This window comes from Shouchella rhizosphaerae (assembly GCF_900142675.1).
Classification (GTDB): Bacteria; Bacillota; Bacilli; order Bacillales; family Bacillaceae_D; genus Shouchella; species Shouchella rhizosphaerae.
The window spans coordinates 112,968-138,959 of record NZ_FRBS01000002.1 but is presented as its reverse complement, the minus strand read 5'-3'; the positions used below and the strand labels follow the sequence as shown (position 1 = coordinate 138,959).

Genomic DNA, 25,992 nt, shown 5'->3' with positions numbered 1-25,992 from the left:
TTGACGGGCCTAATCATGCGACTCGTCTCAAATCGGTTCTCGGCAAATTCGCTTTTCTGTGGTAAAGTGGAAAACAATACATAATAAGGCAGGTGACTGCTGCAAAGCCAGCAATCGTATGAGTGAACAGTGGACATCTAAAATCGGTTTTATACTCGCTTCCGCGGGCGCTGCAATTGGGCTTGGCGCTCTTTGGCGCTTTCCTTATTTGACGGGGACAAATGGTGGAGGCGCATTCTTTCTCTTATTTATATTATTTACCGTTTTCATTGGCCTGCCGCTGCTTATTGCCGAGTTTGTCATTGGCCGCGGCGCAAAGCGCGAGGCGGTATCGGCTTACCCGAAGCTTGTTAACAGCAAAGCGTGGTCTTGGATTGGGCGTTTTGGCGTTGTTGGCTGCTTTTTGCTGATGACGTTTTATGCGGTCGTGGGCGGCTGGATTTTGCTTTATGCGTTGTTGTCGTTCGGCAATTTTGTCCTTGTAGATGGGCGCGATTACGAGCAATTGTTTATCAGCATTACCGCCAGCCCTTGGGCGAGTATACTCGGTCTTGTGTTATTCGTGTTCCTGAATGTCGTCGTGTTGTCTTTCGGCATTAAAAATGGGATCGAACGGGCCAACAAGTACTTAATGCCACTTTTGTTTTTGTTTTTGCTTATTATTATTTTTCGTGGCCTCTCCCTTGAAGGCGCGATGGAAGGCGTCCGTTTTTTCCTACAGCCTGACTTTTCAAAAATAACCGCGCCAGGCTTGCTGGAAGCATTGGGGCAATCGTTTTTCTCGCTGGCAGTTGGTTTCTCTTGTATGGTGACATACAGTTCCTACCTGGGAGAAAAGCAAAGTTTGCCTGGCTCGGCTGCGTATGTGGCGGCAATGAACGTATTTGTGTCATTATTGGCTGGTCTTGCGATTTTTCCAATTGTCTTTGCCTACGGCATTGAGCCAGCCTCTGGGCCAGGGCTGTTATTTATTGCGCTGCCTGCGATTTTTGCACAAATGCCTTTCGGCGCTTTGTTTTTAAGTTTGTTTCTGTTATTGTTCTTCTTTGCGACCATTACCTCATCTTTAAGTTTGTTGGAAATTATTATTTCTGCCTTTACCCAAAACAAAGGCTGGAACCGTCGCAATGTCGCGATGGGAAGCGGTGTTGTCGTCATTGTCGCGGCGATTCCTTCTGCATTATCGGCAGGGCTTTTAAGCGGGTTTGCTTGGCAAGAGAAAACGGTGTTTGATCTGACCGATTTGCTTGTCTCGAATGTCATGCTTCCCGTCGGTTGTTTGCTTATTGCTTTATTCGTTGGCTATAAAATCAAGCGTGACCTATTGTTTCATCAATTTCAGTTAGCAGCGGGGCCTGTTGGCCGTATAGCTCCATTTTGGCTTTTTCTAATGCGTACGCTCGTGCCGGCTACAATTCTTTTGGTGTTTATTGCCCAGTTTTTCTTATAATACAATTTTTATGTTTAACAAGCTGTCGGCCTTAGGTATATAAAGGGGAGGAGGAGGATGTCAATGAGCCAAATTAAAAAAACAGCCAAAGCGCTACCTGGCTGGACGGTTGAGGGAGAAGCGCTTTGGCGTACTTTTACATTTGATCATTTTTTAAAAGGAATTGATTTTGTGCAGAACGTCGCTGCCTATTCAGAAGGCGCCCAGCACCATCCTGTCATCACGATTGATCATACTGCCGTTTCGATTAAATGGACAACAGTCGATGAGGGGAAACTGACACAAAAGGACATTGACGCCGCCAAAGCCTGCAACCAGTTTTTCGAAAACTAGGCGGGGCGGGCATTGGCCTGTCAAATCGCAATATAGCGAAGCGCATTGTTGATTTTTTGTGAAAAAGAGACCGGCGCTTCTACTGATTGGGCGTGCACGTACATAAGCACAGGATCGGTAAAAAGCCAATGGTTGTGGATCGCGCTAACAATGACGCCTTGCTCCGCCAGTCCCCGAACGACGACCGGCACTTCTTCCTGCAAAAGCACGAGTTCTGCTAAATTAAGTGCCATGCCATTTTGGTCTAATGCTTCAAACGTAACTTCAATGTGGAGGCTGGCTTTTGTCGGCCTTCCTTGAATCGTTGCATGCAAGTTTCTTGGAATTTCAATTGAACAGACACCATTTTTGCGTTTCGATTTCTGTCCAAATACCAATCCCGCTTGTTCACAAACTGAGTAAAACGTTGCCATTGTTACTCCCCCTTCGCAAAGTCAGGTCCCTTTTTATTTATATGTAGAAACATAAAAGGACTGCCCTTTCACTCCAGGGCTAGCATTTAATGGAGCCTAGTTTCCTTCCTCAAACTGTTCGATCTCGCTTTCGCTTATTTCTCCGGCAAATAAAGGCTGAGTAGGCATGACGTGCATGCCCCGAGCCGTCACATGGACTTGTACCATATAAATTCCTGCTTCTTCTAACGCTAATGGAGCTTGGTATAAACCTGATTCAGCATAGCTTGCTTCATGAAATTCCGATTCCTCCCTATCGTCATAAGGCCAGACTTCAAAAACGACTTCCTCTGCATCATCAACAGGCTCGTCTCCTTGCATGACTTTCGCCTCAAGAACAATGTTTTCAAGTTCAAGCTGTTCCTCTGCCATTTCAAAAGCAACCTCAATTGCCTCCGCCGACAGTGAAGGCGTTTCCTCTTTCTCAGAACAACCGCTTAATGCGACGACACCAAGTACTGTTGCTGTTAACCATCGTTGCTTCATCTTTGTTCTCCTTCCTTAAAAGCGCCAACATCGATTTCTTTAATCCGTATAATGGCTTTTGTGCCTTTCCCTTCTTGTGACACTAGCTGAAAGTCGCCGCCATGTTTGGCGACAATCTCTTGCACAATTGCTAGGCCCAGACCCGTACCGCCATTCTGCCTGCTCCTGCCCTTCTTGACACGATAAAAACGCTTTTGTACAGACGACAGGTCTGCTTCAGGGATACCAGCTCCTTCATCTTCAACAACCATTTCTGCCCAGCCGTTGCTGGAAGTGATCCGTACCGTAACCGTTGTAAAAGGCGGAGAATAAGCAATCGCATTTGCGAGCAAGTTTGTTAACACTTGCTGCATCCGGTCCCAATCGGCATCAATAATGCTGTCCTCGTCTAACTCAAGTTCCAGTTGGATGTGTTTTTGTTCAGCTTGCCAAGCGAATGCAGCTACCGCTTCTCGAGCAAGCTCTGCAAATGGAAGTGCTTCTTTGTCTAGACGGTAATCGCTGCCTTCTAGCTGGGCCAAATCAAGCAAATCATTGACAAGGCGATCTAATCGCTTTGCCTCTTTTTCAATAACGGCCATTCCTTTATTTCTTTCAATGACACCTTCTTGAATGCCCTCTGCATAGCCGATCATATAGCTTAAAGGCGTTCTCAATTCGTGGGCGACATTGGCCAAAAATGCATTCCGCTCTCGATCTACTTGCTCTAATGATTTGGCAAGCTCATTAAAAGAATGAGCCAGTTCCGCGAGCTCATCATGGCTTTTTCCAATAGCGACACGCTTTGAAAAATGGCCATTTTCCATTTCTTTGGCACTTGCTTTCATTTCCCTTAGCGGCTCTACAATATGTTTCGTCATGCGCTTGCCTGAAATGACGACAAAGAAAGCAGCGAACAACACTGCTGCATAAAGCGCCCACTGGATATCAACAAACGCCTCATAAACAACAGCTAATGGCATCGAAATAAAAATCGCGCCTTCTAATTTATTTTCACTGATTAACGGAAGGGCAATCCCTAGCAACTCTTGTTGAAAACGAGGATGTTCGCGGCGAATTACAACTGTCTCGCCGTCCAGCAAACTTTGCCGTTCCTCAAATGTGATCAGTTGTGCATCTTCATCGGCTGCAAAAGGGGCGCCGCTCGCCAATTCCATTGGATCATCTGTCAGTAAAAATTGAGCGCGGCTTCTCTCATTCGCCCACTCCACTCGTTCATACAGCTCTTCCGACAAACCTTCCTTTTCATAAAAAGACACAAGGGCGCTGCCTTCTTCCATAAACTGGCCAAGTTGTTCGTCTACATAAAGCTTTTCATACAAAAACGCAATTAAAAAACCACCAGAGACGACAAAGGCCAACGCAGCAGTGCCAATGGCCAGCCAAATTTTTGCGCCAATGGATAAAGGCTTCATTCGCTTCCTCCGAATTTATAACCGACGCCCCAAACGGTTTCGATAAAACGTCCGGCCCCATTAAGCTTTAAGCGCAACGTTTTAATATGCGTATCGACCGTCCGCAACGAACTAGCGGCCGTATCGGTCCATACGCGCTCAAATAAATGCTCCCGTGAAAAGGCCCGGCCCGCGTTTTCAGCTAAAAACAGCAACAATTCGTATTCCCGTCTTGTCAGGCTAATAAGGCTTCCAGCAACGGTTACCGCACGACCGTCTTGGTCAAGTTCAAGTTCTCCAAAAACGAGACGTCTGCCACGGATTTTGTCCATATTTGCGCGGCGCAACGCTGCCTCGACACGGGCCATTAATTCCTTCGGGCTAAATGGCTTGACCATGTAGTCATCGGCACCGGTTTTAAGGCCACGGACTTTATCAGCTTCATTGCCTCGTGCTGTCAGCATAATCACAGGAAGTGAATGCTTTTGCCGAATACGCTCGCAAACGTGAAAGCCATCCATCCCTTCCATCATGACATCAAGAATGACCAAATCGACCGCATCCTGTTCAATCCGCTTAAGAGCGTCGGCGCCATTATTAGCTGTCAGCGCCCGGTAAGACTCTTTTCGCAAATAGGTAACTACAAGCTCAAGCAGCTCAGGCTCATCGTCAACGACTAGCACTGTTTTAGCTCCCATCTTCTTCCCTCCCTGGGGCAACGGAAATCGCGTAGGGCCCTGCGCCAACAGACACCTCATCCGTCAACTCAAAAGGGTCCTTCTGCAATACGGACAATGTGTCGCTGTCAAAATTGCTTACGAGCAACTCGTTTCCAAATAAATAAATATAATTAGGATTCTGCCCGACTTCTGCTTTGGCAACGACTGTTTGCGTGGCACGGTTTACTTTATAGACGTGGTGGTCGCCATGAGAAACCACATAAAGTTCGTTTTCCTCGCGACTGCCTGTGATGGCGATTGGCATCAACCCAACTTCAACCTCAGCCTTCATCTCGCCTGATGCGACTTCATAGCCGCGAATCGCGCTATTTAAGTTGCCTGTAGGGCCGTGCCCTCCAGTCCATAGCAATTCGCCATCAAAAAAAAGCCCTGCTGGACGTTCGCTGACCGGAAAAGAATTTATTTGTTCCATTGTCTCCAAATCAAATACAGAAACGTTGCTTTGGTCTGCACAAAGGACAAAAAGCAGTCCACTTTCATCAGCCAAAAGTTCTGATGGCGAACCATCCAATGCAAACGCCTCCATTACATCGCCATGTTCTACACTGACCAACTTGACTTCACGGTTCTCCGTATCAGCAACCGCTACAGCGTCACGGCCAGGAAGCGCTGTCACTGCAGTCAGGGCTTCATCAAACTGGGCAAGTTCGTCAACGGCACCGCTATTGGTATCAATGGCCAAAAGCGTTGTCCCTGTTTGGGCTAAAGCAACCATGCGACCGGAATCGATAGGGACCATTTCACTCCAAGGCTCGTCTATTTTCTCGGTCCTAACTAGTCGTTTATGACCGCTCTCTAGAAATGCAAGAGCAGGCTCTTTTAAATGGGTGACAACCGCATATGGTTCATTTCCATCAGGCAGCGGAAGCGCCTTCTGATCGCATCCGGCAAACAAAAAACAAAACGAGGCCACTAGCATCACTGCCTTCCAGTTCACGAGTTTTCGCCTCCTTTTCCCCAGTATAGCGAATAAATGTGAAGAAAGTGAGAACTGGGAATGCTTTTTCTCAATGTCAACGATACCAGAGGGGAATAAAAAAGCAAGGCGCCTATTCCTGGGCGCCTTGCCAACCAATCTGATAAAAATAGAGCGTAAACGCACAACGCCATGATTCTCCAGTACGGGTTTTTATGCCCTGCTCTCGTCTTTTTAGTTGCATCATGAGGGCTCTTATTCAATCGCACGGCCATGCTTTTTTAAGAGCAACTGTACAGCTGCCATTGCTACTACAACACCCGCCATCACAAGCAAGGCAGGGTAAAAGCTGCCAAACATATCGGAAATGGCACCAACCGCAAGGGGGCCGATCGCAGCAAGAATGTAGCCTCCTCCTTGGTTCATGGAAGACCATGCACTTGCTTCTTGCGGGCTATCTGTTTCAACAATCGGCAACATTAAAGCGAGAGGGAACAGCCCACCGGCGCCAATGCCAAGTAAAAGGGCAGCAGGGAGGGGGTGGAGTCCAGCTAACAAAATGCCGATGCCAGCTAATTCGAGCATGCTGCAGGCGACTAGCACCGTTGTCAAGCGGCCAAATTTCGCAACCAATGTCGGCAACAGCATCGAAGTAGGGATTTGAATAAATGTAAACACCGTAAGCATCGCTGCAGCAGTCGATTTGCTATAACCCATGTCTTGGACAATTGGCGCAATCCAAGCGGTTACTGAATAGAACATGCTAGACATTAACGCGAAAAACAATGTCACTAAAATCGCCCGTTTGTTTTTTAATGGCAGCCTCGCTTTCGCTGCCGTTACTTCTGTCCGTTTTTGTAGAGCCAATTTGATCCAAAACGTTAAAGCAGCAACACCAAGAACGGCCCAACTAGCAAGAGCGAACCCCCAATTTTGACCGGCGCTGTTGTAGATTGGTACTGACAACCCAGCGGCAATGCCTGCCCCTAACGACATCGAAACGGAATAGATACTAACAAATCCCGGACGCGTCGGAAAATACTGTTTAATGAAGCCAGACAAGAGCGGGCCAGCAATACCGATGCCAATTCCCGCCAAAAAAGCTGTTACAATCAAGACAATGACTGAACCTGTGATCCCCCGCACGGCAGTGGCCGCCGTTAAAAGCAACAAAGAAAGAAAAATGGCTTTTTCCAAGCCAATCTTTTGACTAATCTTCGCTGCAAAAGGGGCAAAGATACCCATGCACAACACAGGTAGCGTCGTCAACAAGCTTGACGCCAGCCCACTCATTCCTAGTTGCTGTTGAATCGTATCTAGCAACGGAGCAACCGATGTAATCGCAGGACGCATATTAAGTGACGCTAAAATGAGCGCTAAAATGAAATAAATGGTTCGCATACTTCCCATCTCCTTACACATTACACAATAGGATTTCCTATAAGCATTGTTTTGCTCTTTTCATTAATTCGACATAATCATAACACTGTCTTTACCATTTTAGCGTTAAATATGCTCAGCCCAAGCTTTTCGATTGGTTTTTCCTGGAAATAGGCAAGAAATTACTTGCACAGAAGAGAGAGGATTGCCAACAAGGTGTTGACACGAATTTCTTTCAGGAGTATGATTCACTTAAAAATCGATCAATCCCTTGGTTGATTCTATTGCTTTCCTGCTATTCGTTTTCTTTAGGAAAATGACGTCAAATCATTATGAATTTAGTAGTATCCCAAATTTAAAGAGGTTATAATCATGAACCGTGTTCCAAAACTTATTAAATTTCCAAAAGAGCTAGTCCAACTTGTCGAAGACTACCGAAAACAACATAAAATTAGGACGTTTTCAGGCGCCGTCTATGATCTTTTGAAAAAGGGCTTGCAAGGCGCCAACGATAATGACAATGCCCGTTAAATAACGAACTCGCATGAAAACAGTGTTTTATTACCTATGCTAGCTAATGCCCGAACGCTCAACTTTTTATTGTGTAAATGCTCTTCTTCGCTAATCATTTCCTCCTTTAACGCTGTGAAACATTCCATTCCCTTTTTTCTTAGCCATCCGTCTTTAATGTTCATTGAAAAAACGCCAATTGTCAGCGCAAACGGCGAAACCTTCTTCCTCGTCATCCGTATGGGATTATAATGAATAAAATAAAAGGAGGAAGCAAAATGAGCGTTGCAACAAATCAAGGAGACTTTGTAAAAGTCGTATTTGTTTTCCAAAAGAACGAACAAGTAGAGGAAGTAACACTTAACTCCGCTCAACTAACAGCGTTGCTACACGCTAAACAAGTGTGGATTGAATCATTTGCCGATCATTTTAAAATCGAGAATAGCGTATGGTCTTACGGGAATGAAAATGTCTCTTTGCAGATTTATTTGAAGTAAGCCAGAAGACGCAATTTTCCAGGCGATTTATTATAGCTTTAAAGCAAAATGCATAAAATGAGATCATTCTCTAACAAGTAAAAAGAGAGCTTCCCCAAAAGCCAGAAGGCCAAAGCTTGGGGAAGCTCCCTTTTCGTACAGCTGCAATATAACAATTTACAATGGAAGCTGTTGAAAAAGAGAGATGACTAGAATGAGTGTGGATAATGATCCAGCTGATAGTAATGTTATCATTTTTCGCCAATTTATCGTTTTCGAGGGTTTTACAGCCTCTTGGGATACCGCTATCCATATCACGATAGAAAAAATCGCTACTATCGAAAGAACCTCTGTAGACATATTGAATACCTCCTACATTTCCAAATTTAGCATCCATAAAGCCCCTTTAACGGAGAAGCTTATTCTGCCGGTTTTAAGCGGCTTGCAGACGTTTTCCAATCACGAGCAACAACACGCCGGTTAGCACATATGTCCACCAAGCAAAAGGAAGAGCGATGCCCCAATCTGGCAACAGATAAACAATGCTTACTAGGGCAATAAAGGCAACAGCACCGATCAAGCCTACTTTGATATATTGCCTCTTTGAGCTGTTCCCTTCAGTAAAGAGATCTTTCCGTATTTGCTTAAAAATCCAATAGATAGCGACGCCTGTGCCGATAATGGCGATTAGTAGCGTAACCATTAAACTTCCTGTTATAACGCCAGGCGTTTTTAGCCCAAATAAAGGCAAAACCAACTTTCCAAGTCCTTCCACTAAACTAACAATGCCGATCAGGACCACTACTTGGGCAATGATAAATTGGGCAACATTCCGTTTCTTTTCTCGTGGCAGTTCTGCAATTAATTCTTCTGCGTAATCTTTCGGGTTGCCGCCAAATACATCCTTCGCCGTCTTTCCGTCCTTTTGGCTGTCTATAATATGATGCAGCATTTCCATCAAGATCTGTTCACTTTCATACTCAGCAAGCCGCATGTCTGTGCGAATATAAAGCATCATATCTTCATACAATTTTAAGTTGTCTGGTGTGAGTTGCTGGCGCAAGCGGTTGTTTTCTTCAATTAACGCCTTTATTTCCTTTTGATTGTTTTTAAACATTTGATGGGTCCTCCTTTAACATCGTTGACACAGGGCTGGCAATTGCTCCCCACTCCGCCCGCATTTGCCATAATTCGTTTTTTCCTTCAGCTGTCAAAAAATAATATTTGCGTTTCGGGCCGCCGCTTTCAGATGGCCTCATTTCGCTGTAAACCAGCTTCTGTTTTTGTAGACGCAAAAGAATCGGATAGATCGTTCCGTCGCTAATTTCTGGCAAGCCGCTTTCCTCTAGTTTTTGCGCGAGTTCGTACCCGTAAACGGGCTGACTGTCAATCACTGCTAGTATGCATGCTGGCAATACCCCTTTAAGCAGCTGGCTTCTTATTGCCATTTTCTTCTCCTTCCCCCTCTACTTTGTTATGCAAGATAGTAAGGGTTAAACCAACTACTTTGCATTGCAAAGTAGTTGGTTTAACTATATCCTCATTTGCCGGTTTCGTCAACGTTTTTTTAAAGCCGCCCAAAAATTTATTAAGAGAAAAATAGAAAAAGATGCATAAAATAGAGCAATTGGGGAATACTAAAGCTGTATTCCCCAACTCCCCCTTTAGCCTCCAACTTAGGTTGGAGGTTTTTTATGCATACTTTGAAAAGACAAACATACAATCTACGTTGCAAAGCCGATTCGCGGGTATCCATATTCCTCTCAATGGATGCGTCAAACTCCACAAACTGCCTTATCGAAACGCGTAATCACCAACGAGCTCGTTCGCATATTTTTATATTAAAACAACTTAGCTGATCTTGTAAAAACATCGCCAAATTCATTTCGACGGAAATCGCCATTCGCCTTTAGTTGAAAAAGCGGGCATTGCCACGGATAATAAAAGATAAATACAAAGAAAGCAAGTTGCATGGCTTCATCTATTGGAGGTGGATGATGAAAATCTCGCAACTCGATCCGGCTACCCTTACTGACGAGCAGTTAACAACGCTTCTGTACGGTTACAAAAAAGATGACGGCAAAAGCGGTGACTGCATTTTCGTCCCTGGCAGCAGCAAAGCGGTCGAGTACCGCGTGCCTAAAGCGGTTGACCTTTATAAACAGGGCCGGGCAAGGAAACTATTGTTTTCTGGCGGTGTCTCTTGGGACGAGACCAAAACGCCAGAAGCCGTATTGATGAAAGCAAAAGCATTGTCACTTGGCATTGCAGCCAAAGATATTCTTGTGGAAGACCGCTCGCTCCACACGAAAGAAAACGTGCTCGCTTCCTTGCTTGTGCTCGACCGGGCCATTGACTTGCACCGAATCAAACGGCTGCTCCTTGTTACCGCTTCTTACCATATGCCACGAGTCTATTTAATGATGCGGACATACATGCCAAGTTGGATCGAATACTCTCTTTGTCCAGTCGACGACAAAACCACAACGGCTGAAAATTGGCATCTCTCTCCTTTTGGGAGAAAACGGGTAGAAACAGAAGCTCGGAAACTGATTTCATATGTGCAACAGGGCATTATTCAAGAATTTCCCCTATATCGTTAAACCAACAACAAAAAGCCTATGCGTTCGCATAAGCTTTTTTCCAGTGCTAACGTGTATAGTACATTAATGCAATGGCCCCCGGCCCTGTATGCGTACTAATAATCGGAGAGGTCTCGAGAATAGATACAGACAGGTCGGCACGGACCTTTTTTAGGCTATCTACAATTTTTTTGCCAAGCTGTTCGGCTTCAATATGGGCTATGCCGACAGCGCCAACTTTTTTGCCAGCCGTCTCTAGATGGAATTTTTCTGTGAAAAAATCGACTACTTGTTTGTAAGTCCGTTTAGTCGCAACAGGTGTATACGTGCCTTCTTTCAGAGCGGCAATTGGTTTTATTTTGAGCAACGAACCTAGCAATGCTTTTCCTTTGCCGATCCGGCCGCCTTTCGCCAAGTATTCAAGCGTATCGACAGCAATATATAAAGACGTCTTTGCACGAATTTGTTCAATTTCCGCTAAAATGCGCTCCATGGTTTCCCCAGCAGCCGCCATTTCCGCTGCTTCCTTCACTTGAAATGATAGGGCAGTGGAGATGAAATGCGAATCTACTACTGTGACGCGTCCGTCCATTTCTGCTGCGGCCATTTGTGCAGATTGTACGGTGCCGCTCAACGCCTCGGTCATATGAAGAGAAAGGACTTGCACTTCTTCTCCTTCCTCAAGCAGACGCTGATACACATCCATAAATACGCCGACAGGCGGCTGAGAGCTTTTCGGCAAGGCACCGCCGGCGGTAAGGAGTGTAGCAAATTCCTTTTTCGTTATATCGACGCCGTCCCGATACGTTTTTCCGCCAACTTCAATGGAAAGAGGGACAACTGTGATGCCGAGCCGTTCCATTTCTTGTTTATCTATATCGCAAGTAGAGTCAGTGACAATTTTTATGTTTGCCATCCAAACCTCCCTTTCTAGGACTTCTCAAAAATAGGCCTTGCTTTTAGTATGACACACTGCTGCTGTTCGTGTAAACGCGGAGCAGAAGGGGCAATGACTCCCTTAGTCTTCCTCTTCCAGCGTCAAACCGTCTACATGTTTTTTCGTTAATTGTTTTTTCGTTTCCCGGTATTCTTTGCTTTTAAACAAAATGTCAAAATCATAATCAGGCGGATATAGCTCAGTTGCTGGAATCGCTAGCTTTAGCCGTTTATGGTTCAGCACCTGTTTCTCTCCCTTTAGCTGGACCACACAATTCCCATTTTTGTCAGGCCCTTTATAAACAATAGCGTGTTCGCCTGTCGCCATTACTGTCACCGCATCCCCTTGACGAAAGGAAGCTAGCTTGTCTTGGTCTGCTTTTTGCGGCGCTTTCTTTCTCGCCCGAGCATATTTATTGGCCACTATTTGTTTCTGATAAGCTGCTTGCTTTAATTGTTCATCGCTAAATGCTGCTGAGTATGAACGTTCTGTTTGATAAGTGAGCATATGGGCCCGTTCCACCATCTTCGGATGCAAACCTAGTTTGATCGCAATATCAAATGCCTGGCTTTTGCCGCTTTCCCCAATAATTAACCGGTATGTCGGCGCAAGGGTAGCCAAGTCAAATTCCATCGCTGCATTTACAAATCCAGGCGTCTTTGTAGCAAATTGTTTAATTTCGCTGTAATGGGTCGTTGCCATCAACGTTGCCCCTTTTTGAAAAAGCTGTTCTAAAATAACCGTTGCCAGTGCCATCCCCTCGCCTGGGTCTGTGCCTGAACCTAGTTCATCAATGAGGATCAACGACTGGTCATTCGCCTGGCGCAAAATAGAAATAATGTTGACCATTCTGGAACTGAATGTGCTCAAGTTGTCTGCAATGCTTTGCCCGTCGCCAATGTCAACAAACACTTGGCGGAAAATCGCAATCGAACTCTCTGGCTCAGCAGGAATTGGCACACCGCTTTGCGCCATTAACGTCAGCAAGCCAACCGTTTTAAGCGTCACCGTCTTCCCCCCTGTGTTCGGCCCTGTAATGACAAGGGCCCGTTCGTGCTCATCCACTTTTATAGAGAGGGGGACAGCTTTGCTGCCAAGTTTTGGATGGCGGGCGTTGCGCAAGTCAATCCTGTATTCTTCATTTAAAGTGGGAACAGCAGCGTCTATCGAAGCGCAATACTTCGCTTTGGCAAATAGGACATCATAATGGTGCATCGTTTCGATAGCGATATGAATCTCTGTTTCATGGTTGAGCACCATTTCAGTCAGCTCATATAAAATCCGTTCTACTTCTGCCTCCTCAGCAATTTGCAGCAGTGCCCGTTCCTCTTGAATGTCGCCTAAAGCAGTTGGCTCAATAAAGAGTGTCGCCCCTGAAGACGATTGGTCAATCACCGTGCCCTCCACTTTGGTGCGAAACTCTTTTTTTACAGCGAGAGCAAGTTTCCCTCCTCTGTCCACAATCGTTTTATCCTGCAAGTACGGCGCGTAACGCTTATTGTTGACAAGTTGCTGGGCTTTGTCTTTTAGTTTTGTTTGGATGATTTGCAGTTGCCGACGGACGTAAGCCAAATCACTTGAAGCATGGTCATCCACTTGGCCAAGGCGTATGCACGCGCCTAGGCGCTCTTCCAAAGCATGAAGATCGCCAATTGAAAACGCATAAGCACTTACAATCGGGGCAATCGCATGTTTGTCTTTCATGAACCGTTTTAATTTTCGGCAATGGTCTAAAAAAGAGATGACATGCGCAAGCTGATCGGCACGAATATAGAGCCCTTTATGGGCTTGTTGCAAATAACTTTCTAGTTCATTGGCTGAATGAATGGGCACACTGCTGCTCCTCGCCACAATGGCCATTGCTTCTCTCGTTTCATTCAATTGCTGGGCAATTCGGTTTTGCTCATAAAGGGGACGCATGTCTAAAATTGCTTGTTTGCCTGTCTCTGTGCGGGCATAAGCAGCGATATCAGCAAGCAGTTCATAAAAACCAAGTGCGTGAAGCGTCTGTTCGTTCATTTCAATTTCCTCCTTTTGTATTCGATCCTTTAGCACCTTTCTAAAACAACAAAAAGCCGCCATGAACAATCGCTCATGACGGCAAGGTAAACGAATGGCAAGTCGTCATCGTTTTTTTGACAACACAAAAAAACCATGACACTACGCCATAGCAAATTCATCCTTTTAGCTATGATCACGTGTTCTTAACTGTTCTGAAAACGCGCAAGTCAAATAAACGCTCAACTACTGCGTTTTTTGCGCTTTCCAGCTATCCAATTACGGATTTAGTTAAGAACCACCAGATACATAAAAACGTCCCCCTCTATGAAGGTTTAATACTTCTTCAACATACCACCAGAAAACAGTTATGTCAATTGATGTTCCACGTGTAACATAAAAACAGCTCACGCCTGCCATACATACAGCAGGCGTAATCTGACCTGGGGTTTACATAATGTAGGAGAGCAAATGCCTTCTTTACCAGCTTGCTTTTTTGACACCAGGAATTTGCCCTTTATGGGCTAGTTCCCGAAAAGCAATCCGAGACAATTCAAAGTCGCGCAAAACACCGCGTGGACGGCCGGTTTTCCGGCATCTTCTCGTTAGTCTGCTTGGGGCAGAATCCCGCGGCAGCTTTGCAAGTGCAACATAGTCTCCTTTTTCTTTAAGTTCTTTCCGCTTTTCAGCATACTGGGCAACAAGTTCTTGCCGTTTTAATTCCTTTTGTACTTTTGCTTTTTTCGCCATTTTTCTGGCCTCCTTAATATTGAAAATCATTATTATTACGATTTAATTCGCGCGTGAAACCACCCACGGAAACGGATCGACAAACTGGCTCCAATCTTGCGAAAGCTCCTCATCGGTCAACAGGCATGCTTGCAGCTCTTTATGAATTTGTGCTTCATCCATGTCGATGCCAATAAATACAATTTCGTTGATACGGTCACCAAAACGGTCATCCCATTTGCTAGCGATTTCTGGATGATTTTGCTTCATATGGATTTTTTCGGCCGCAGGCAAACTGTCAATCCAATACGCAAGTGGCTGCAAAACGGCTTGCGGACCCGCCTGTGACAGTTGGAGTGCTAGTTCTTTGCGGCTTGCTACCCAAACAGTCCCCTTTGCCCGTGTCACCTCGTCAGGGTAATGGTCGCACCACTGTTTAAAGCGCAGCGGATGAAAGGGCTTTCTATCTCTAAACACAAAAGACGAGATGCCATACTCATCGGTTTCTGGAACATGTTCATTTTCCAATTCCTTTTCCCATGTTTCATGAGCCATCGCTTGTTCCTCATTAAACAATCCTGTGTTCATAATTTCGTTTGGATCTACTTGCCCATTTACCGTTTGGATGATTTTTGCATGGGGCTGTAAATGTTTTAAAAACGAAATAAGTTTCTTCACTTCTTCTTCCTGAAGCAAGTCCACCTTATTCACGATCAGCACATCACAAAATTCGATTTGATCGACAAGCAGCTCTACGATCGTGCGTTCATCTGTTTCGTCTGTGCCTTGATTGCGGTCTAGCAACGTCTCGCCTGAATCAAAATCTTTCCAGAAGCGGTATGCATCGACGACCGTCACCATCGTATCAAGCGTACATAATGATTTTAAATCGATGCCTGTCCCTTCATCTTCATACGTAAATGTTTGGGCAACTGGAACCGGCTCTGAGATGCCTGTTGATTCGATTAATAAATAATCGATGTCCCCGTTTTCGATTAGACGCCTGACTTCAACGAGCAAATCTTCTCGCAATGTGCAACAAATGCAACCGTTGGACAGTTCCACCAGTTTTTCTTCTGACCGAGAAAATCCCCCTCGCTCTACTAAATCAGCATCAATGTTGACTTCACTCATATCATTGACAATCACAGCAATTCGCTGCTGCTGTTTTCTGTTATTCAGCACATGGTTCAACACGGATGTTTTCCCGGCTCCTAAAAAACCGCTTAACACAGTCACAGGTACGTTCATTTGCTGCCTCCTACACTTAAATCGTAATGATTACGAATTATACCAGACAAACGGACATTTCGCAACTGTCTTGCAGACAATATACTCCTGTAAGGGCTGTTTTAAAGGCATAAAACAGCCCGAGATGGATTCTCGGGCTAAGTTTAATTAGGCTAGTTCTAGGGCAATTTCCATCATGTTCGTGAACGAGGTTTCCCGCTCTTCAGCTGTTGTTTCTTCCTCTTTAAATATGTGGTCGCTTACCGTCAAAATGCAAAGCGCATTAACGCCGGCTTGGGCAGCATTCATATACAAAGCCGCCGCTTCCATTTCAATCCCCAAAATTCCCATATCACGCCATTTCCCTGCTGCGTCTTCATCAGCATTATAGAATGTGTCGCTGGAAAGGATGTTTCCGACATGGACAGGCACGCCTTTTTCGTCTGCCGCTTTTTTCGCTTTTTCGAGTAACGAATAAGAAGCAAGTGGCGCGAATGTACCTGGCAAGTGATATTGGTTTACATAGTTGGAATTGGTTGATGCCCCCATTCCTAAAATGACGTCATATAAGTTCAAATCATCTTGAAGGGCGCCACAGGACCCAACCCGGATCAAATTTTTAACACCGAACACATGAATGAGCTCATACGAGTAAATGCCCATGCTCGGCATTCCCATTCCCGTTCCCATGACAGAAATACGCTTGCCATTGTAAGTACCGGTAAATCCAAACATATTGCGGACACTATTAAATTGGACGACATCCGTCAAAAAACGTTCGGCAATAAATTTGGCCCGGAGCGGGTCTCCAGGAAGAAGGACCGTTTCCGCGATCTCTCCTTTTGCATTAATGTGAGGGGTTTGTTTGAATTCTGTCATTGCCAGTCTCCTTTAAGCTTTTATAGAAACACATTCTTCCAAAAGCAGTATAGTCTGCCGTTCTTTCTCCATAATAGTAAAATCAAATCGTTCACGCAATGAGCACTGCAAACAAACAAGGAATGGCTCAAGAGAAGAGCCATTCCTTGTTTATTTTACTCTTTTTTAAACGTTTTATCGCTTCTAACTGTGTCAATCGGCCGAACGACACTCTCGATGTACTCGCGCTTCTCTTCAAGAAATGGCGGCAAAGATAATTTTTCTCCTAGCGTTTCATACGGTTCGTCGCCCATAAACCCAGGGCCATCCGTTGCTAATTCAAACAAAATTTGCGGGGAGACGCGGGCATATAGAGACTCAAAGAAATGGCGGTCTACATAACCAGAAGTATGGAAGCCAAGCTTCTCCATATGTTCCGTCCACTGATCAAGCACAACTCGGTCTTCGACGCGAAAAGCGACGTGGTGGACAGCGCCATACCCTTGGCGGGCCCGGGGAAGAACGTTATTATGTTCCACGACGACTTGCGCCCCATTTCCCCCTGTTCCGACTTCAAACAAATGCAGCGACCCTTCTGTTGCGATTTCTTTAAAGAAAAGCGCCTGCTCCAAAACTTGTTTAAAGAAATCAAAGTTGGCGACTCTAATAAAGATAGGCCCTAAGCCAGTAATCGCATATTCAAGTGGTACCGGCCCTTTTTGCCATGGCGTGCCAGATTCGATCCCTTGGTTGTTTTCATCTGAAATCAATTGGTAGCGTTGCTCGTCGAAATCAACGAATGCCAGCGTCTTTTTGCCAAAAAGCGTTTGAATGCCTGTATGTTTAACGGCTAAACGGTCAAATCGTTTTTCCCAATAAGAGAGCGCCTCATCGGTTGGGACGCGGAACGATGTTTGATAAATTTCATCTGTTCCAGGCGAGCTTTTCGGAATACCTGGGAAATCAAAAAAAGTCATGTCTGTACCGGCACTGCCTTTATCATCTGCAAAAAACAAATGGTATGTTTGAATATCGTCTTGGTTCACCGTCTTCTTAACAAGGCGCATCCCTAACACATACGTAAAAAATTCATAAATTTTCTCGGCGCTGCTTGTAATCGCGGTTACATGATGGATGCCTTTTAAACTGTTCATCGGGCATGGCCCCTTTCAGTTAATTATCTCTAATTCAATTATATTAAATTCGAAATAAATGTCAACAACCTTTTCATGAATGCATTAAAAAGGCCAGTTGAGTAAATTCAACTGGCCTCCGGCTGTCGACTGGCGACAACCTCTTTTCTAATGACTATGAATGGGCTAGAGGGCCGCCAGCTTGAAAAAAGCGATCGACACGCTGCTCAACGGCTTCATCTTCTACTAACGGCGGCGCATGGTGCCCTTTTATTCTCGCATCAATAATTAACGCATCGCAGCCCCAATGTTTATGCTCGATAAACGAATTGATGCCATACGTGTCATGAGAAGGGTTGCTGCGAGTAAACGTCACCCATAAAAAGTTGGCAAGCGATGCGCTCACAAACTCACTGTCGTCACATAAGACTAGAAGCGGACAGCTTGGCAAGGAGCTTTTCTTAGCGATCGCAGCAGTTAACTCGTTTAATTCTTGTTCAGCTTGCTCATAATTGGAAAAAGCGGTCGTTTCAATCGCGACTACGCCAGGCATTACGTAGCTCGCTTTCGTAATCTTGTCACATTCTTTCAGTTCCGAAGGGATGGCCGTACACAGCTCACGCAACTTTTCACCGTAAGCAGCAAGCACCACTTTGCTTCCGCTATTTAACCCTGTTCCACTATAATCAAGGGTATCGATTGTTGTATTGGTTTGAAAATGAATGTCGCGACGCAAATCAATTCGTTCCAAAATATATTGGAGGAAAGCAGCTTCATCATGGGTGCTAATCGGCTTGTCCTCTTCTGCGGTAATAAATAAATACTTGGCTAAACTAAGCTGGCCAAAGCCGAGAATCGCATTGGCCATCGTCAACAATTCCATCGGCTGTTTCACTTTTTGGTACGGCGTATATCGCTCGCTGCCAATCGCAAACAGAAGTGGATGGACACCGGCTGCGTCTACCGCATGGACTTCTTTAACGCCAGGCAATTCCTGTGTGACTGCGTCTCCAGTAAGTTCATGGATCAATGCGCCAAATGTCGTATCCTCTTGCGGCGGTCGGCCCACAACTGTAAATGGATAAATGGCGTTTTTACGGGCATAAACTTTATGGACTTTCATTACTGGAAACGGATGCGTCAAACTATAATAACCTAAATGGTCGCCAAACGGGCCTTCTGGCTTCGTCTCGTCTGGATAAATGTCCCCTGTAATGACAAAGTCGGCATCGTGGCTAACGGCATAGCCATCCACATAGCCGTAACGGAAGCGGCGGCCAGCCAGCAATCCAGCAAACAGCATTTCACTTAAACCTTCTGGAAGTGGCATCACTGCTGACAATGTGTGCGCTGGTGGACCGCCAATGAAAATGCTGACTTTTAGCGGTTCGCCCCGCTTCGCCGCCTTTGCTTGATGGACGCCAATGCCACGCTGAATTTGATAATGGAGCCCAACTTCTTTATTTGGCTCATAGTCATTGCCATTTAATTGGACACGGTACATTCCTAAATTGGCGTTCATCAACCCTGGCTTATCTGGGTCCTCGCTGTACACTTGCGGAAGTGTAACAAATGCGCCGCCATCATTCGGCCATGAATGGACAAAAGGGATATCGGAAAGAGAAATCTCTTCCAGTTGTGAGCCATTGAGGCCAGGTTTCCGCATTGGCAGCGCTTTTAAAGCGGATAAACCGTTGCCAAGCTGTTGCAGGGGGCGTTTGGCCGCTTTCATTGGGTCATCGCGCAGTGCGATGACTTGTTCGACTTTGTGCCAATTTTTACGGAACAAGAACTTGCTCCGTTCCATTGTCCCGAATAAATTGGCCACAGCCCTGTATTTCGATCCTTTTACCCGTTCAAATAACACAGCAGGCCCGCCTTCACGGTAAAGCCGCCTTTGAATCGCTGCCATTTCCAAATACGGGTCCACCTCTTCTTCAATGCGGACGAGGTGGCCATGTTTTTCCAAATCAAGAATGCATTCTTCTAAGTTCTCGTACATAACCGCCACCTTTGAAGACCTATGTAAGCTTCTTCCCTTTCTTCAGTCTCTTACTGCCATTATGGGCAAAACGAACAAACAGGTCAACAGAGAGAATAAGGCGAAAAAATGGCGAAGCTTTTGGCTTCGCCTGCTTATTACACCTTTAATGCGACTTGAAAAGACGCTTCTGTTTTTTCTTGGACTTCTTCGAGCGATACGCCTTCTTGCAATTCAGTCAATGTCATGGTGCCATCCTTAAATTCAAAGACGGCCAACTCGGTAATCAGCAAATCGACAACCCCTTTGCCGGTTAGAGGCAATGTACAGGCGTTTTTCACTTTCGTTTCGCCGTATTTATTGGTGTGGTCCATAATGACGACCGTTTTTTTGGCGCCTTGCACTAAGTCCATGGCGCCGCCCATTCCTTTCACCATTTTCCCTGGAATCATCCAATTGGCCAAGTCGCCATTTTCGGCGACTTCCATGCCGCCTAGTATCGCCAAGTCAATATGGCCGCCGCGGATCATGGCAAACGATTCGGCACTGTCGAAGTAAGAAGCGCCTACCTTTGCGGTTACCGTCTCTTTGCCGGCGTTAATTAAGTCAGGATCAACTTCTTCCTCTGTCGGATAAGCCCCTATGCCTAGCAAGCCATTTTCCGACTGGAGCATGACATGGACGTCATCTGGAATGATATTGGCGATAAGTGTTGGCATGCCAATGCCTAAATTGACGCACATCCCGTCTTTTACTTCTTTTGCCGCCCTGTTCAAAATGCGTTTTCTTGTTTCCTTCATTGTCCGTTTCCTCCTTCTACCGTCGCCACAGTACGGCGCTCAATCCGTTTTTCAAAGGAATCACCGACAAAGATATGCTGCACGTAGATGCCTGGGGTGTGGATCTGGTCTGGATCAAGTTCGCCTAAGTCGACGAGTTCCTCTACCTCGACAATCGTTACTTTTCCTGCAGCTGCTACGAGCGGGTTGAAGTTGCGTGACGTCTTCCGGTAAACGAGGTTGCCAAATGGGTCTGCTTTCCACGCTTTTACTAAAGCAACGTCGCCAACAATGCCCCGTTCCATAATATATCGCTTGCCGTCAAACGTTTTCTCTTCTTTTCCTTCAGCGACTGGTGTATCGACACCGGTTGCTGTATAAAAGGCGGGAATGCCAGCGCCGCCTGCTCGAAGCCGCTCAGCGAGCGTCCCTTGGGGCACGAGTTCAACTTCTAGTTCGCCGTTTAAAAATTGCTGTTCAAACCGTTTGTTTTCCCCTACATAAGAGGCGACCATTTTGCTAATTTGTTTGTTTTCAAGCAGCTGCCCGAGGCCAAAATCATCGACGCCGCAATTGTTGCTAACAACTGTCAAATTAGAGGCGCCACTGTTTTTCACGGCAGCGATTAAATGCTCGGGGATGCCGCATAACCCGAAACCGCCTACTACTAATGTAGAACCGTCTTTGATAAACGCCATTGCTTCCTCTGTCGTCGGAATGATTTTATTCATCGTTCATCCTCCCCTGCAATATGTTTATGCAACCTTGACGTTTAAAAAAACATCAGGCCAATGGCAATTGGCACAAATGCCCAAAAAAGCAATATGACACAAAAGCCCATGATGTCACGGACTTTTAAGCCTGCGATCGCTAATAATGGCAGCGCCCAAAATGGTTGGATCATGTTCGTCCATGCGTCTCCCCAAGCGACAGCCATAGCTGTTTTCGCCATATCCGCACCGAGTTCCAGTGCTGCCGGCACCATAATCGGCCCTTGAACAGCCCATTGTCCGCCTCCAGAAGGGATAAACATGTTTAGTAACCCTGCGCTAAGAAACGTCCATAGCGGGAACGTCTCTGCTGATGAAATCGACACAAACCAAAGGGAAAGCTGTTCAGACAGCCCTGAGCCGACCATCATCCCCATAATTCCGGCGTAAAATGGGAATTGAATAATAATGCCTCCGGCGTTTTTCACGCCTTCGCCAACTGCTGTTAAAAAGCGCCTTGGCGTACGATGGCATAAAATGCCTAAAAACAAAAACGTAAAATTGACAATATTAATGTTCAAGTCAAGGCCGTTTTCGATAAAATACAGTACGACATACGTTAAGCCAAGCAGAGCAATGGCAAGTGACACCCATTGACTGTTCTCCAACTTTTCCGCTGGCGTTTCCGCAACAGCGGCCGCTTCCTCACGTTTTTCTTCAGCAAATCGGGCCATATCAATTGTGTAAGAAGAAGTCGACGTTTTGAGAAGGAAATAATTCACGACAGGCAAGCTAATTAAGAAAGCGCATACAATAAAAAGGTTGGCCGGAGACAGCAATGTATCGGCAATTGGAATCGTCCCCATTACATCCGCCAAAAAGTGGTCCTCTGTTGCAATCGTCAGAGGGATAGACGCCGATAATCCCCCATGCCATACAAGAAAACCACTGTAGGCAGCCGCCACCAGTATACGATAGTCGACGCTTGGTACTTGGCGAACAACGTGCCTGGCAAAAAGCGCTCCGACAACGAGGCCAAAGCCATAATTGATCAGACAAGCAATGCTGGCCACAAACGTTACAAGCACAATTGCCTGGCCTGGCGTTTTTGCTAATACGGCCAACGTTGATAATAGGCGCTTAAACAGCGGCGTATTCGCCAAAATGTAACCGGTTACAACAATGAGCGCCATTTGCATCGTAAAGGAAAGCAAATCCCAAAAGCCAGAGCCCCAATAATCAACCATTTGTACAGGCGAAGCATCTGTAACAAACACGCCCAATAGAAAAACAAGAATGGTTAACAATCCCGCAAACAAAAAGGCATCTGGCAAATAGCGTTGCACGATGCGGTCAAACCACCTAGTAACGGCCGCAAACAAGCATAGCGCCCTCCTTTCGCGGAAAGATCGATACTATGCATTTACTATAACATATATTGTTTGAAAGCGTTACCAATCTGTATTTCCTTATTATAAAATGCGAATTCCTCATACGAATAATAGGATGGATATATGTATGTTTTCCTATAGGGGACTTTAGCTACTCGGGAGTTACCGTCGTTCTCCCGAGTAGACAGCACTTGTTTCCCGGCGGATCAATTTGTGGCTAATGATCCTCTTTTCCGCCGGGGCTTCAGGATCGGCTATTCGTTTTTGCAAAAGGTCAGCGGCCCGGTAGCCTAGTTCATGAATATGGATGTCCAGTGTGGTCAGCGGCGGTGTCGCCAGCTCTGCCATTAGTACGTTGTTAAAGCTCACAATAGACACCTCATTAGGCACGGAAATATTCATGTTAAATAACATACGCAGTACACCCAATGCCATTAAGTCATCCATTACAATCATGGCTGTAGGAGGATGTTTTCGTGACATCAGTTCAATAACTGCTTGTTCGCCGCCCTCAAAAATTTCATCATGGTGGACGATGTAAGAGTCATCTGGCGTCATTCCTGCTTCCTCTAACGCTTCTATATACCCTTTCTTGCGGTCTAGCGTTACATATGCTTCTTCGCGACCGCCAACAAAAGCAATTCGCTCATGTTTTAAAAGCAGCAAATATTCGGTCACCATTTTTGCGGCTTTGACATTGTCATTGTTTACATAAGAAACTTGGCCAGACAACGCCTCAGGCGGTTGGCCAACAACGACAAAAGGAAAGGCCTTGTCGAGCAAAAATTCAATGATTGGGTCAGAGACGGTTGAATACAGCAAAATCATCCCATCGACACGGCGTGAATAGTACATCTCAATAACTTCTTCTAAAATACCCTTATCGGTTTGAGCAGTCGATAAATACAAACCGTATTTTTTCTCATTCGCTTGTGCTGTGATGCCTCTTAACACTTCCGGGAAAAACGGATTTTGAAACGGTGCGTAAGAAACACTTGGCATAATAATGCCGACAACATTTGTGCGGTTGTTCACAAGGTTTCTGGCGTTGACATTTGGATAGTAGCCTAACTCTTCCATTACCGCTTGGACTTTCGCTTTTGTCTTTGCGCTGATTTTTGGATTGTTCGCGATTACCCTTGACACGGTAGAAGGGGCCACATTTGCTTTTCTGGCAACATCTTTGATCGTAACACCCACTCGTTTTCCCCCTTTTCTTAACAAAACACGGCAGGAGCGGGCACTACACGATAGCGCAGTAGCCCTCCCTGCCTTTATATTGAATGAACGGCTCGTATTTGTCTACTGTAGAACTTGCTCAACATGTTTGGTATACGCTTTCCTTATCCTTTCGTCGCGCCAGAAGACAAGCCTGTAATCAAATAACGCTGCAAAAATAAGAACACAGCGGCGATTGGCACCGCAATGAGTACAGAACCTGCAGCAAAGCGTGTAAAGTTGTTTGCAAATTGATCACTGACAAAATTGAACAATCCTAACGCGAGCGTATAATTTTCCGGGCTCCGTAAAATAATTCGTGGCAAAATAAAGTCCATGAACGGAGACATGAAATTAAAGAGCGCCACGACCGCTAAAATCGGCTTCGCAAGGGGAAGCATGATCGTGAAGAAAATACGAAAATGGCCAGCACCGTCTAACTTCGCCGATTCATCCAAATCCCGGGGAATGGTATCAAAATAACCTTTCACAAGAAACGCGTTCATCGGGATCGAGGTTCCTACATAGATAAGGATAAGCCCGAGAAGTGTATCAAGCAATTGGACAGTATTTAATAAAATATACAGGGCAACCATTGCCATCATGACAGGAAACATTTGCAATAATAAAAACGCATACAGCCCATGTGTCCGCCCAACAAAGCGATAACGGGAAAAGGCATATGCCGTTAAGGCGACAAGAAATGTTGCACATAAAGACGTAATACTGGCGACAATGAGCGTGTTTTTATACCATTGCACATAATTGCTGCGTGGATCAAAGAACAACCATTCGTAATGGCGTAACGAAATCGGTTCTGGGATCATTTTCGAAGAATGTAAACTCGTCCCAGGGTTAAACGACAGCCCGATCGTCCACAGAAGAGGGTAAAGAATGATGATGCCCATAATAAGCAAAAACAGGTAAATAGCAGTCACTTCTAGCCTTGACTTTTGCTTTTTATTCATTAGATACTCCCCTCCTCTTTAAATGAGCGGCTTCGTCTAAACTGGAGCAAAGCAAAGCCCGCTACAATCAAACCAATGATTATCGAAATCGCGGCAGCCATACTGTACTGGGAGTTCTCAAATGTGAGACTGTACACCCATGAAATCAAAATATCGGTGCCGCCAGCGTTTTGCCCACGAATCGGCGGTCCGCCTTGGTTAAATAAGTAAATGATCGAGAAGTTGTTAAAGTTTCCTGTATATTGCATGATTAGAAGCGGCGCGGTGGCAAATAAAAGATGTGGCAGCGTAATATGACGAAATTTTTGCCAGCGGTTGGCCCCGTCCATATCCGCAGCTTCATACCAATCGCTCGAAATGCTTTGCAGAACACCGGTGAACAAAGCAAATACGAACGGAAAGCCGAGCCATGTTTGAATCATAATTAGCGCAAAACGTGCCCAAAAAGGATCGGTCAGCCAAGGAAAGCCGTGGCCAAACAAAGGAATGAAAATGTCGCGATTAATTGCACCAAAATTGTCGTTAAACATCGCTGAAAAAATTAAAATTGTCACAAAGGCGGGCACAGCCCATGGGAGGATAAGGATCGTACGAATGAATTTTTTAAACTTAATTCGCGGATCGTTTACCATAATTGCCAATAATAAGCCTAGCCCAACTTGGCATGTTGTAGCGACAAATGTCCAAATTAACGTCCACGAAAAGACGCTAAAAAACGTTTCTCGCCAAATTGGTACAGTGACAAGCTGGACGAAATTTTCAAACCCTACCCAATCAAGCAAATTTCGCGGCGGGGCATTGTAAAGGGTATAGTTTGTAAAAGCAAGCCCGACCATAAACAAAAGCGGAAAAACGACAGTGAAAATTAAAAAGACCAGCCCTGGGCCAACTAGTAAATACGGAAAGCCTTTGTCCCATGCTTGCTGGAAGCTTTCACGGAGCGAGGGAATTCGCCAGCCTTGTTGAATTCGCTTTGCATCCTTATACGCATCGCGCAAATTGAACAAATAGAAGCCGACAGCAAAAACCGTCAAAATAAGGGCAATGATCCCTTGAGCCAGCAGCATCCGCGAATCATCAACCCTCTCTAACGTTCCTAATGTTATGATCCCCCAATAACCAATATTTAAGATGTCATAAAAGACGATGATAAAGGCAGCAAAGAGAATGAAAAAAAACGACCCTTTTCCATAACGCCTATTATACAGTTGCCCCAAACCAGGGATGATAGACAAACAGAGTGCTCGTTTTGGGTGATTTCGTGCCGTCCTCTCCCTTACTTCTAATTTCATGATTTCTTCCTCCTCTGCGAAATCAAGTGGATGGAGAGCAACCTCTCCA

General features: G+C 45.4%; 28 protein-coding genes. 5 read left to right on the top strand and 23 right to left on the bottom strand.

Going from position 1 to position 25,992, the window contains the following annotated elements; all coding sequences use genetic code 11:
- The first annotated feature begins 118 nt into the window (after positions 1 to 118).
- Positions 119 to 1,450 carry a sodium-dependent transporter gene (locus BUC05_RS06750; RefSeq protein ID WP_011248839.1) on the top strand — a complete coding sequence of 444 codons (1,332 nt, stop codon included), beginning with the start codon at positions 119 to 121 and terminating at the stop codon, positions 1,448 to 1,450.
- A 63-nt stretch (positions 1,451 to 1,513) separates the two neighbouring features.
- A complete protein-coding gene (locus BUC05_RS06745) occupies positions 1,514 to 1,783 on the top strand; it encodes a 4a-hydroxytetrahydrobiopterin dehydratase (RefSeq protein WP_011248840.1) in 270 nt (89 codons plus the stop codon).
- A gap of 20 nt (positions 1,784 to 1,803) precedes the next feature.
- Here BUC05_RS06745 and BUC05_RS06740 read toward each other — a convergent pair whose 3' ends face one another.
- The 6 genes from BUC05_RS06740 to BUC05_RS06715 all read right to left on the bottom strand — a co-directional run bounded on the left by BUC05_RS06740 (position 1,804) and on the right by BUC05_RS06715 (position 7,172).
- Complete coding sequence (locus tag BUC05_RS06740) at positions 1,804 to 2,196, bottom strand: DUF1259 domain-containing protein (protein WP_011248841.1); 393 nt, start codon at positions 2,194 to 2,196, stop codon at positions 1,804 to 1,806.
- 96 nt (positions 2,197 to 2,292) lie between these two features.
- Positions 2,293 to 2,721, bottom strand: a complete 429-nt coding sequence (locus BUC05_RS06735; protein ID WP_011248842.1) for a FixH family protein — start codon at positions 2,719 to 2,721, stop codon at positions 2,293 to 2,295.
- Positions 2,718 to 4,136, bottom strand: coding sequence for a sensor histidine kinase (locus BUC05_RS06730; protein WP_035205780.1), 1,419 nt, complete (start codon positions 4,134 to 4,136; stop codon positions 2,718 to 2,720). The genes BUC05_RS06735 and BUC05_RS06730 overlap by 4 nt, the downstream gene beginning before the upstream one ends.
- Positions 4,133 to 4,813 (bottom strand): response regulator transcription factor, encoded by a 681-nt coding sequence (locus BUC05_RS06725; protein ID WP_073304404.1) that lies wholly within the window; start codon positions 4,811 to 4,813, stop codon positions 4,133 to 4,135. The genes BUC05_RS06730 and BUC05_RS06725 overlap by 4 nt, the downstream gene beginning before the upstream one ends.
- Positions 4,803 to 5,792 carry a YncE family protein gene (locus BUC05_RS06720; RefSeq protein ID WP_035205779.1) on the bottom strand — a complete coding sequence of 330 codons (990 nt, stop codon included), beginning with the start codon at positions 5,790 to 5,792 and terminating at the stop codon, positions 4,803 to 4,805. Before BUC05_RS06720 ends, BUC05_RS06725 begins: the two co-directional genes overlap by 11 nt.
- Before the next feature lie 234 nt (positions 5,793 to 6,026).
- Positions 6,027 to 7,172, bottom strand: coding sequence for an MFS transporter (locus BUC05_RS06715; RefSeq protein WP_011248846.1), 1,146 nt, complete (start codon positions 7,170 to 7,172; stop codon positions 6,027 to 6,029).
- Between the two features lie 351 nt (positions 7,173 to 7,523).
- Between BUC05_RS06715 and BUC05_RS21450 the strand changes: the two genes are divergently transcribed.
- Together BUC05_RS21450 and BUC05_RS06710 are read left to right on the top strand one after the other, a co-directional pair.
- Positions 7,524 to 7,682 carry a hypothetical protein gene (locus BUC05_RS21450; RefSeq protein ID WP_167369564.1) on the top strand — a complete coding sequence of 53 codons (159 nt, stop codon included), beginning with the start codon at positions 7,524 to 7,526 and terminating at the stop codon, positions 7,680 to 7,682.
- 257 nt (positions 7,683 to 7,939) lie between these two features.
- A complete protein-coding gene (locus BUC05_RS06710; protein ID WP_011248847.1) occupies positions 7,940 to 8,158 on the top strand; it encodes a hypothetical protein in 219 nt (72 codons plus the stop codon).
- Positions 8,159 to 8,228: 70 nt separating this feature from the next.
- Here the strand turns inward: BUC05_RS06710 and BUC05_RS22135 are convergent, their stop codons facing one another.
- From BUC05_RS22135 to BUC05_RS06690, 4 genes are read right to left on the bottom strand one after another with little or no spacing between them, the layout of a single operon-like run.
- Positions 8,229 to 8,534, bottom strand: coding sequence for a hypothetical protein (locus BUC05_RS22135; protein WP_156323116.1), 306 nt, complete (start codon positions 8,532 to 8,534; stop codon positions 8,229 to 8,231).
- A gap of 36 nt (positions 8,535 to 8,570) precedes the next feature.
- Positions 8,571 to 9,254, bottom strand: a complete 684-nt coding sequence (locus tag BUC05_RS06700; RefSeq protein ID WP_035205776.1) for a DUF1129 family protein — start codon at positions 9,252 to 9,254, stop codon at positions 8,571 to 8,573.
- Positions 9,247 to 9,585 (bottom strand): PadR family transcriptional regulator, encoded by a 339-nt coding sequence (locus BUC05_RS06695; RefSeq protein WP_011248849.1) that lies wholly within the window; start codon positions 9,583 to 9,585, stop codon positions 9,247 to 9,249. Before BUC05_RS06695 ends, BUC05_RS06700 begins: the two co-directional genes overlap by 8 nt.
- Positions 9,560 to 9,793: a hypothetical protein gene (locus BUC05_RS06690; protein WP_035205773.1), complete on the bottom strand. Its 234-nt coding sequence runs from the start codon at positions 9,791 to 9,793 to the stop codon at positions 9,560 to 9,562. The genes BUC05_RS06695 and BUC05_RS06690 overlap by 26 nt, the downstream gene beginning before the upstream one ends.
- 341 nt (positions 9,794 to 10,134) lie before the next feature.
- Between BUC05_RS06690 and BUC05_RS06685 the strand changes: the two genes are divergently transcribed.
- Positions 10,135 to 10,740, top strand: coding sequence for a YdcF family protein (locus BUC05_RS06685; protein WP_011248850.1), 606 nt, complete (start codon positions 10,135 to 10,137; stop codon positions 10,738 to 10,740).
- A gap of 46 nt (positions 10,741 to 10,786) precedes the next feature.
- Here BUC05_RS06685 and BUC05_RS06680 read toward each other — a convergent pair whose 3' ends face one another.
- From BUC05_RS06680 to BUC05_RS06620, 13 genes are all read right to left on the bottom strand, one after another.
- Entirely contained in the window at positions 10,787 to 11,635 is an 849-nt protein-coding gene (locus BUC05_RS06680) for a DegV family protein (protein ID WP_011248851.1), read from the bottom strand.
- 102 nt (positions 11,636 to 11,737) lie between these two features.
- The gene (locus tag BUC05_RS06675; RefSeq protein WP_011248852.1) at positions 11,738 to 13,675 is read right to left on the bottom strand and encodes an endonuclease MutS2; all 1,938 of its coding nucleotides are present in this window, start codon (positions 13,673 to 13,675) and stop codon (positions 11,738 to 11,740) included.
- 459 nt (positions 13,676 to 14,134) lie between these two features.
- Positions 14,135 to 14,404 (bottom strand): 30S ribosomal protein S14, encoded by a 270-nt coding sequence (gene rpsN, locus BUC05_RS06670; RefSeq protein WP_011248853.1) that lies wholly within the window; start codon positions 14,402 to 14,404, stop codon positions 14,135 to 14,137.
- Positions 14,405 to 14,446: 42 nt separating this feature from the next.
- On the bottom strand, positions 14,447 to 15,634 hold the full coding sequence (locus BUC05_RS06665; RefSeq protein ID WP_011248854.1) for a GTP-binding protein: 1,188 nt from the start codon (positions 15,632 to 15,634) through the stop codon (positions 14,447 to 14,449).
- Between the two features lie 147 nt (positions 15,635 to 15,781).
- On the bottom strand, positions 15,782 to 16,492 hold the full coding sequence (gene deoD / locus BUC05_RS06660; RefSeq protein ID WP_011248855.1) for a purine-nucleoside phosphorylase: 711 nt from the start codon (positions 16,490 to 16,492) through the stop codon (positions 15,782 to 15,784).
- A gap of 155 nt (positions 16,493 to 16,647) precedes the next feature.
- Entirely contained in the window at positions 16,648 to 17,625 is a 978-nt protein-coding gene (locus tag BUC05_RS06655; RefSeq protein ID WP_011248856.1) for a ring-cleaving dioxygenase, read from the bottom strand.
- A gap of 154 nt (positions 17,626 to 17,779) precedes the next feature.
- Positions 17,780 to 19,606, bottom strand: coding sequence for a UbiD family decarboxylase (locus BUC05_RS06650; protein WP_011248857.1), 1,827 nt, complete (start codon positions 19,604 to 19,606; stop codon positions 17,780 to 17,782).
- Between the two features lie 137 nt (positions 19,607 to 19,743).
- On the bottom strand, positions 19,744 to 20,385 hold the full coding sequence (locus tag BUC05_RS06645) for a 3-oxoacid CoA-transferase subunit B (protein ID WP_011248858.1): 642 nt from the start codon (positions 20,383 to 20,385) through the stop codon (positions 19,744 to 19,746).
- Positions 20,382 to 21,095 carry a CoA transferase subunit A gene (locus tag BUC05_RS06640; protein WP_011248859.1) on the bottom strand — a complete coding sequence of 238 codons (714 nt, stop codon included), beginning with the start codon at positions 21,093 to 21,095 and terminating at the stop codon, positions 20,382 to 20,384. The genes BUC05_RS06645 and BUC05_RS06640 overlap by 4 nt, the downstream gene beginning before the upstream one ends.
- Before the next feature lie 41 nt (positions 21,096 to 21,136).
- Positions 21,137 to 22,456, bottom strand: coding sequence for a short-chain fatty acid transporter (locus BUC05_RS06635; RefSeq protein WP_011248860.1), 1,320 nt, complete (start codon positions 22,454 to 22,456; stop codon positions 21,137 to 21,139).
- 171 nt (positions 22,457 to 22,627) lie between these two features.
- Positions 22,628 to 23,665 (bottom strand): LacI family DNA-binding transcriptional regulator, encoded by a 1,038-nt coding sequence (locus BUC05_RS06630; RefSeq protein WP_073304402.1) that lies wholly within the window; start codon positions 23,663 to 23,665, stop codon positions 22,628 to 22,630.
- A 143-nt stretch (positions 23,666 to 23,808) separates the two neighbouring features.
- A complete protein-coding gene (locus tag BUC05_RS06625; RefSeq protein WP_073304400.1) occupies positions 23,809 to 24,651 on the bottom strand; it encodes a sugar ABC transporter permease in 843 nt (280 codons plus the stop codon).
- Positions 24,651 to 25,943: a carbohydrate ABC transporter permease gene (locus BUC05_RS06620; RefSeq protein WP_011248863.1), complete on the bottom strand. Its 1,293-nt coding sequence runs from the start codon at positions 25,941 to 25,943 to the stop codon at positions 24,651 to 24,653. Before BUC05_RS06620 ends, BUC05_RS06625 begins: the two co-directional genes overlap by 1 nt.
- Positions 25,944 to 25,992 lie beyond the last annotated feature (49 nt).

Coding starts and splice junctions, on each gene's coding strand:
- BUC05_RS06665 (WP_011248854.1), bottom strand. CDS start 15,634: ATGAACGTACCTGTGACTGTGTTAAGCGGTTTTTTAGGAGCCGGGAAA.
- BUC05_RS22135 (WP_156323116.1), bottom strand. CDS start 8,534: ATGGATGCTAAATTTGGAAATGTAGGAGGTATTCAATATGTCTACAGA.
- BUC05_RS06645 (WP_011248858.1), bottom strand. CDS start 20,385: ATGAAGGAAACAAGAAAACGCATTTTGAACAGGGCGGCAAAAGAAGTA.
- BUC05_RS06730 (WP_035205780.1), bottom strand. CDS start 4,136: ATGAAGCCTTTATCCATTGGCGCAAAAATTTGGCTGGCCATTGGCACT.
- BUC05_RS06655 (WP_011248856.1), bottom strand. CDS start 17,625: ATGAACAGTTTAAAAGGCATCCATCATGTAACCGCGATTACAAGCAGC.
- BUC05_RS06745 (WP_011248840.1), top strand. CDS start 1,514: ATGAGCCAAATTAAAAAAACAGCCAAAGCGCTACCTGGCTGGACGGTT.
- BUC05_RS06725 (WP_073304404.1), bottom strand. CDS start 4,813: ATGGGAGCTAAAACAGTGCTAGTCGTTGACGATGAGCCTGAGCTGCTT.
- BUC05_RS06625 (WP_073304400.1), bottom strand. CDS start 24,651: ATGAATAAAAAGCAAAAGTCAAGGCTAGAAGTGACTGCTATTTACCTG.
- BUC05_RS06640 (WP_011248859.1), bottom strand. CDS start 21,095: ATGAATAAAATCATTCCGACGACAGAGGAAGCAATGGCGTTTATCAAA.
- BUC05_RS06680 (WP_011248851.1), bottom strand. CDS start 11,635: ATGGCAAACATAAAAATTGTCACTGACTCTACTTGCGATATAGATAAA.
- rpsN (WP_011248853.1), bottom strand. CDS start 14,404: ATGGCGAAAAAAGCAAAAGTACAAAAGGAATTAAAACGGCAAGAACTT.
- BUC05_RS06650 (WP_011248857.1), bottom strand. CDS start 19,606: ATGTACGAGAACTTAGAAGAATGCATTCTTGATTTGGAAAAACATGGC.
- BUC05_RS06695 (WP_011248849.1), bottom strand. CDS start 9,585: ATGGCAATAAGAAGCCAGCTGCTTAAAGGGGTATTGCCAGCATGCATA.
- BUC05_RS06700 (WP_035205776.1), bottom strand. CDS start 9,254: ATGTTTAAAAACAATCAAAAGGAAATAAAGGCGTTAATTGAAGAAAAC.
- BUC05_RS21450 (WP_167369564.1), top strand. CDS start 7,524: ATGAACCGTGTTCCAAAACTTATTAAATTTCCAAAAGAGCTAGTCCAA.
- BUC05_RS06685 (WP_011248850.1), top strand. CDS start 10,135: ATGAAAATCTCGCAACTCGATCCGGCTACCCTTACTGACGAGCAGTTA.
- BUC05_RS06735 (WP_011248842.1), bottom strand. CDS start 2,721: ATGAAGCAACGATGGTTAACAGCAACAGTACTTGGTGTCGTCGCATTA.
- BUC05_RS06740 (WP_011248841.1), bottom strand. CDS start 2,196: ATGGCAACGTTTTACTCAGTTTGTGAACAAGCGGGATTGGTATTTGGA.
- BUC05_RS06715 (WP_011248846.1), bottom strand. CDS start 7,172: ATGCGAACCATTTATTTCATTTTAGCGCTCATTTTAGCGTCACTTAAT.
- BUC05_RS06750 (WP_011248839.1), top strand. CDS start 119: ATGAGTGAACAGTGGACATCTAAAATCGGTTTTATACTCGCTTCCGCG.
- BUC05_RS06675 (WP_011248852.1), bottom strand. CDS start 13,675: ATGAACGAACAGACGCTTCACGCACTTGGTTTTTATGAACTGCTTGCT.
- BUC05_RS06710 (WP_011248847.1), top strand. CDS start 7,940: ATGAGCGTTGCAACAAATCAAGGAGACTTTGTAAAAGTCGTATTTGTT.
- deoD (WP_011248855.1), bottom strand. CDS start 16,492: ATGACAGAATTCAAACAAACCCCTCACATTAATGCAAAAGGAGAGATC.
- BUC05_RS06620 (WP_011248863.1), bottom strand. CDS start 25,943: ATGAAATTAGAAGTAAGGGAGAGGACGGCACGAAATCACCCAAAACGA.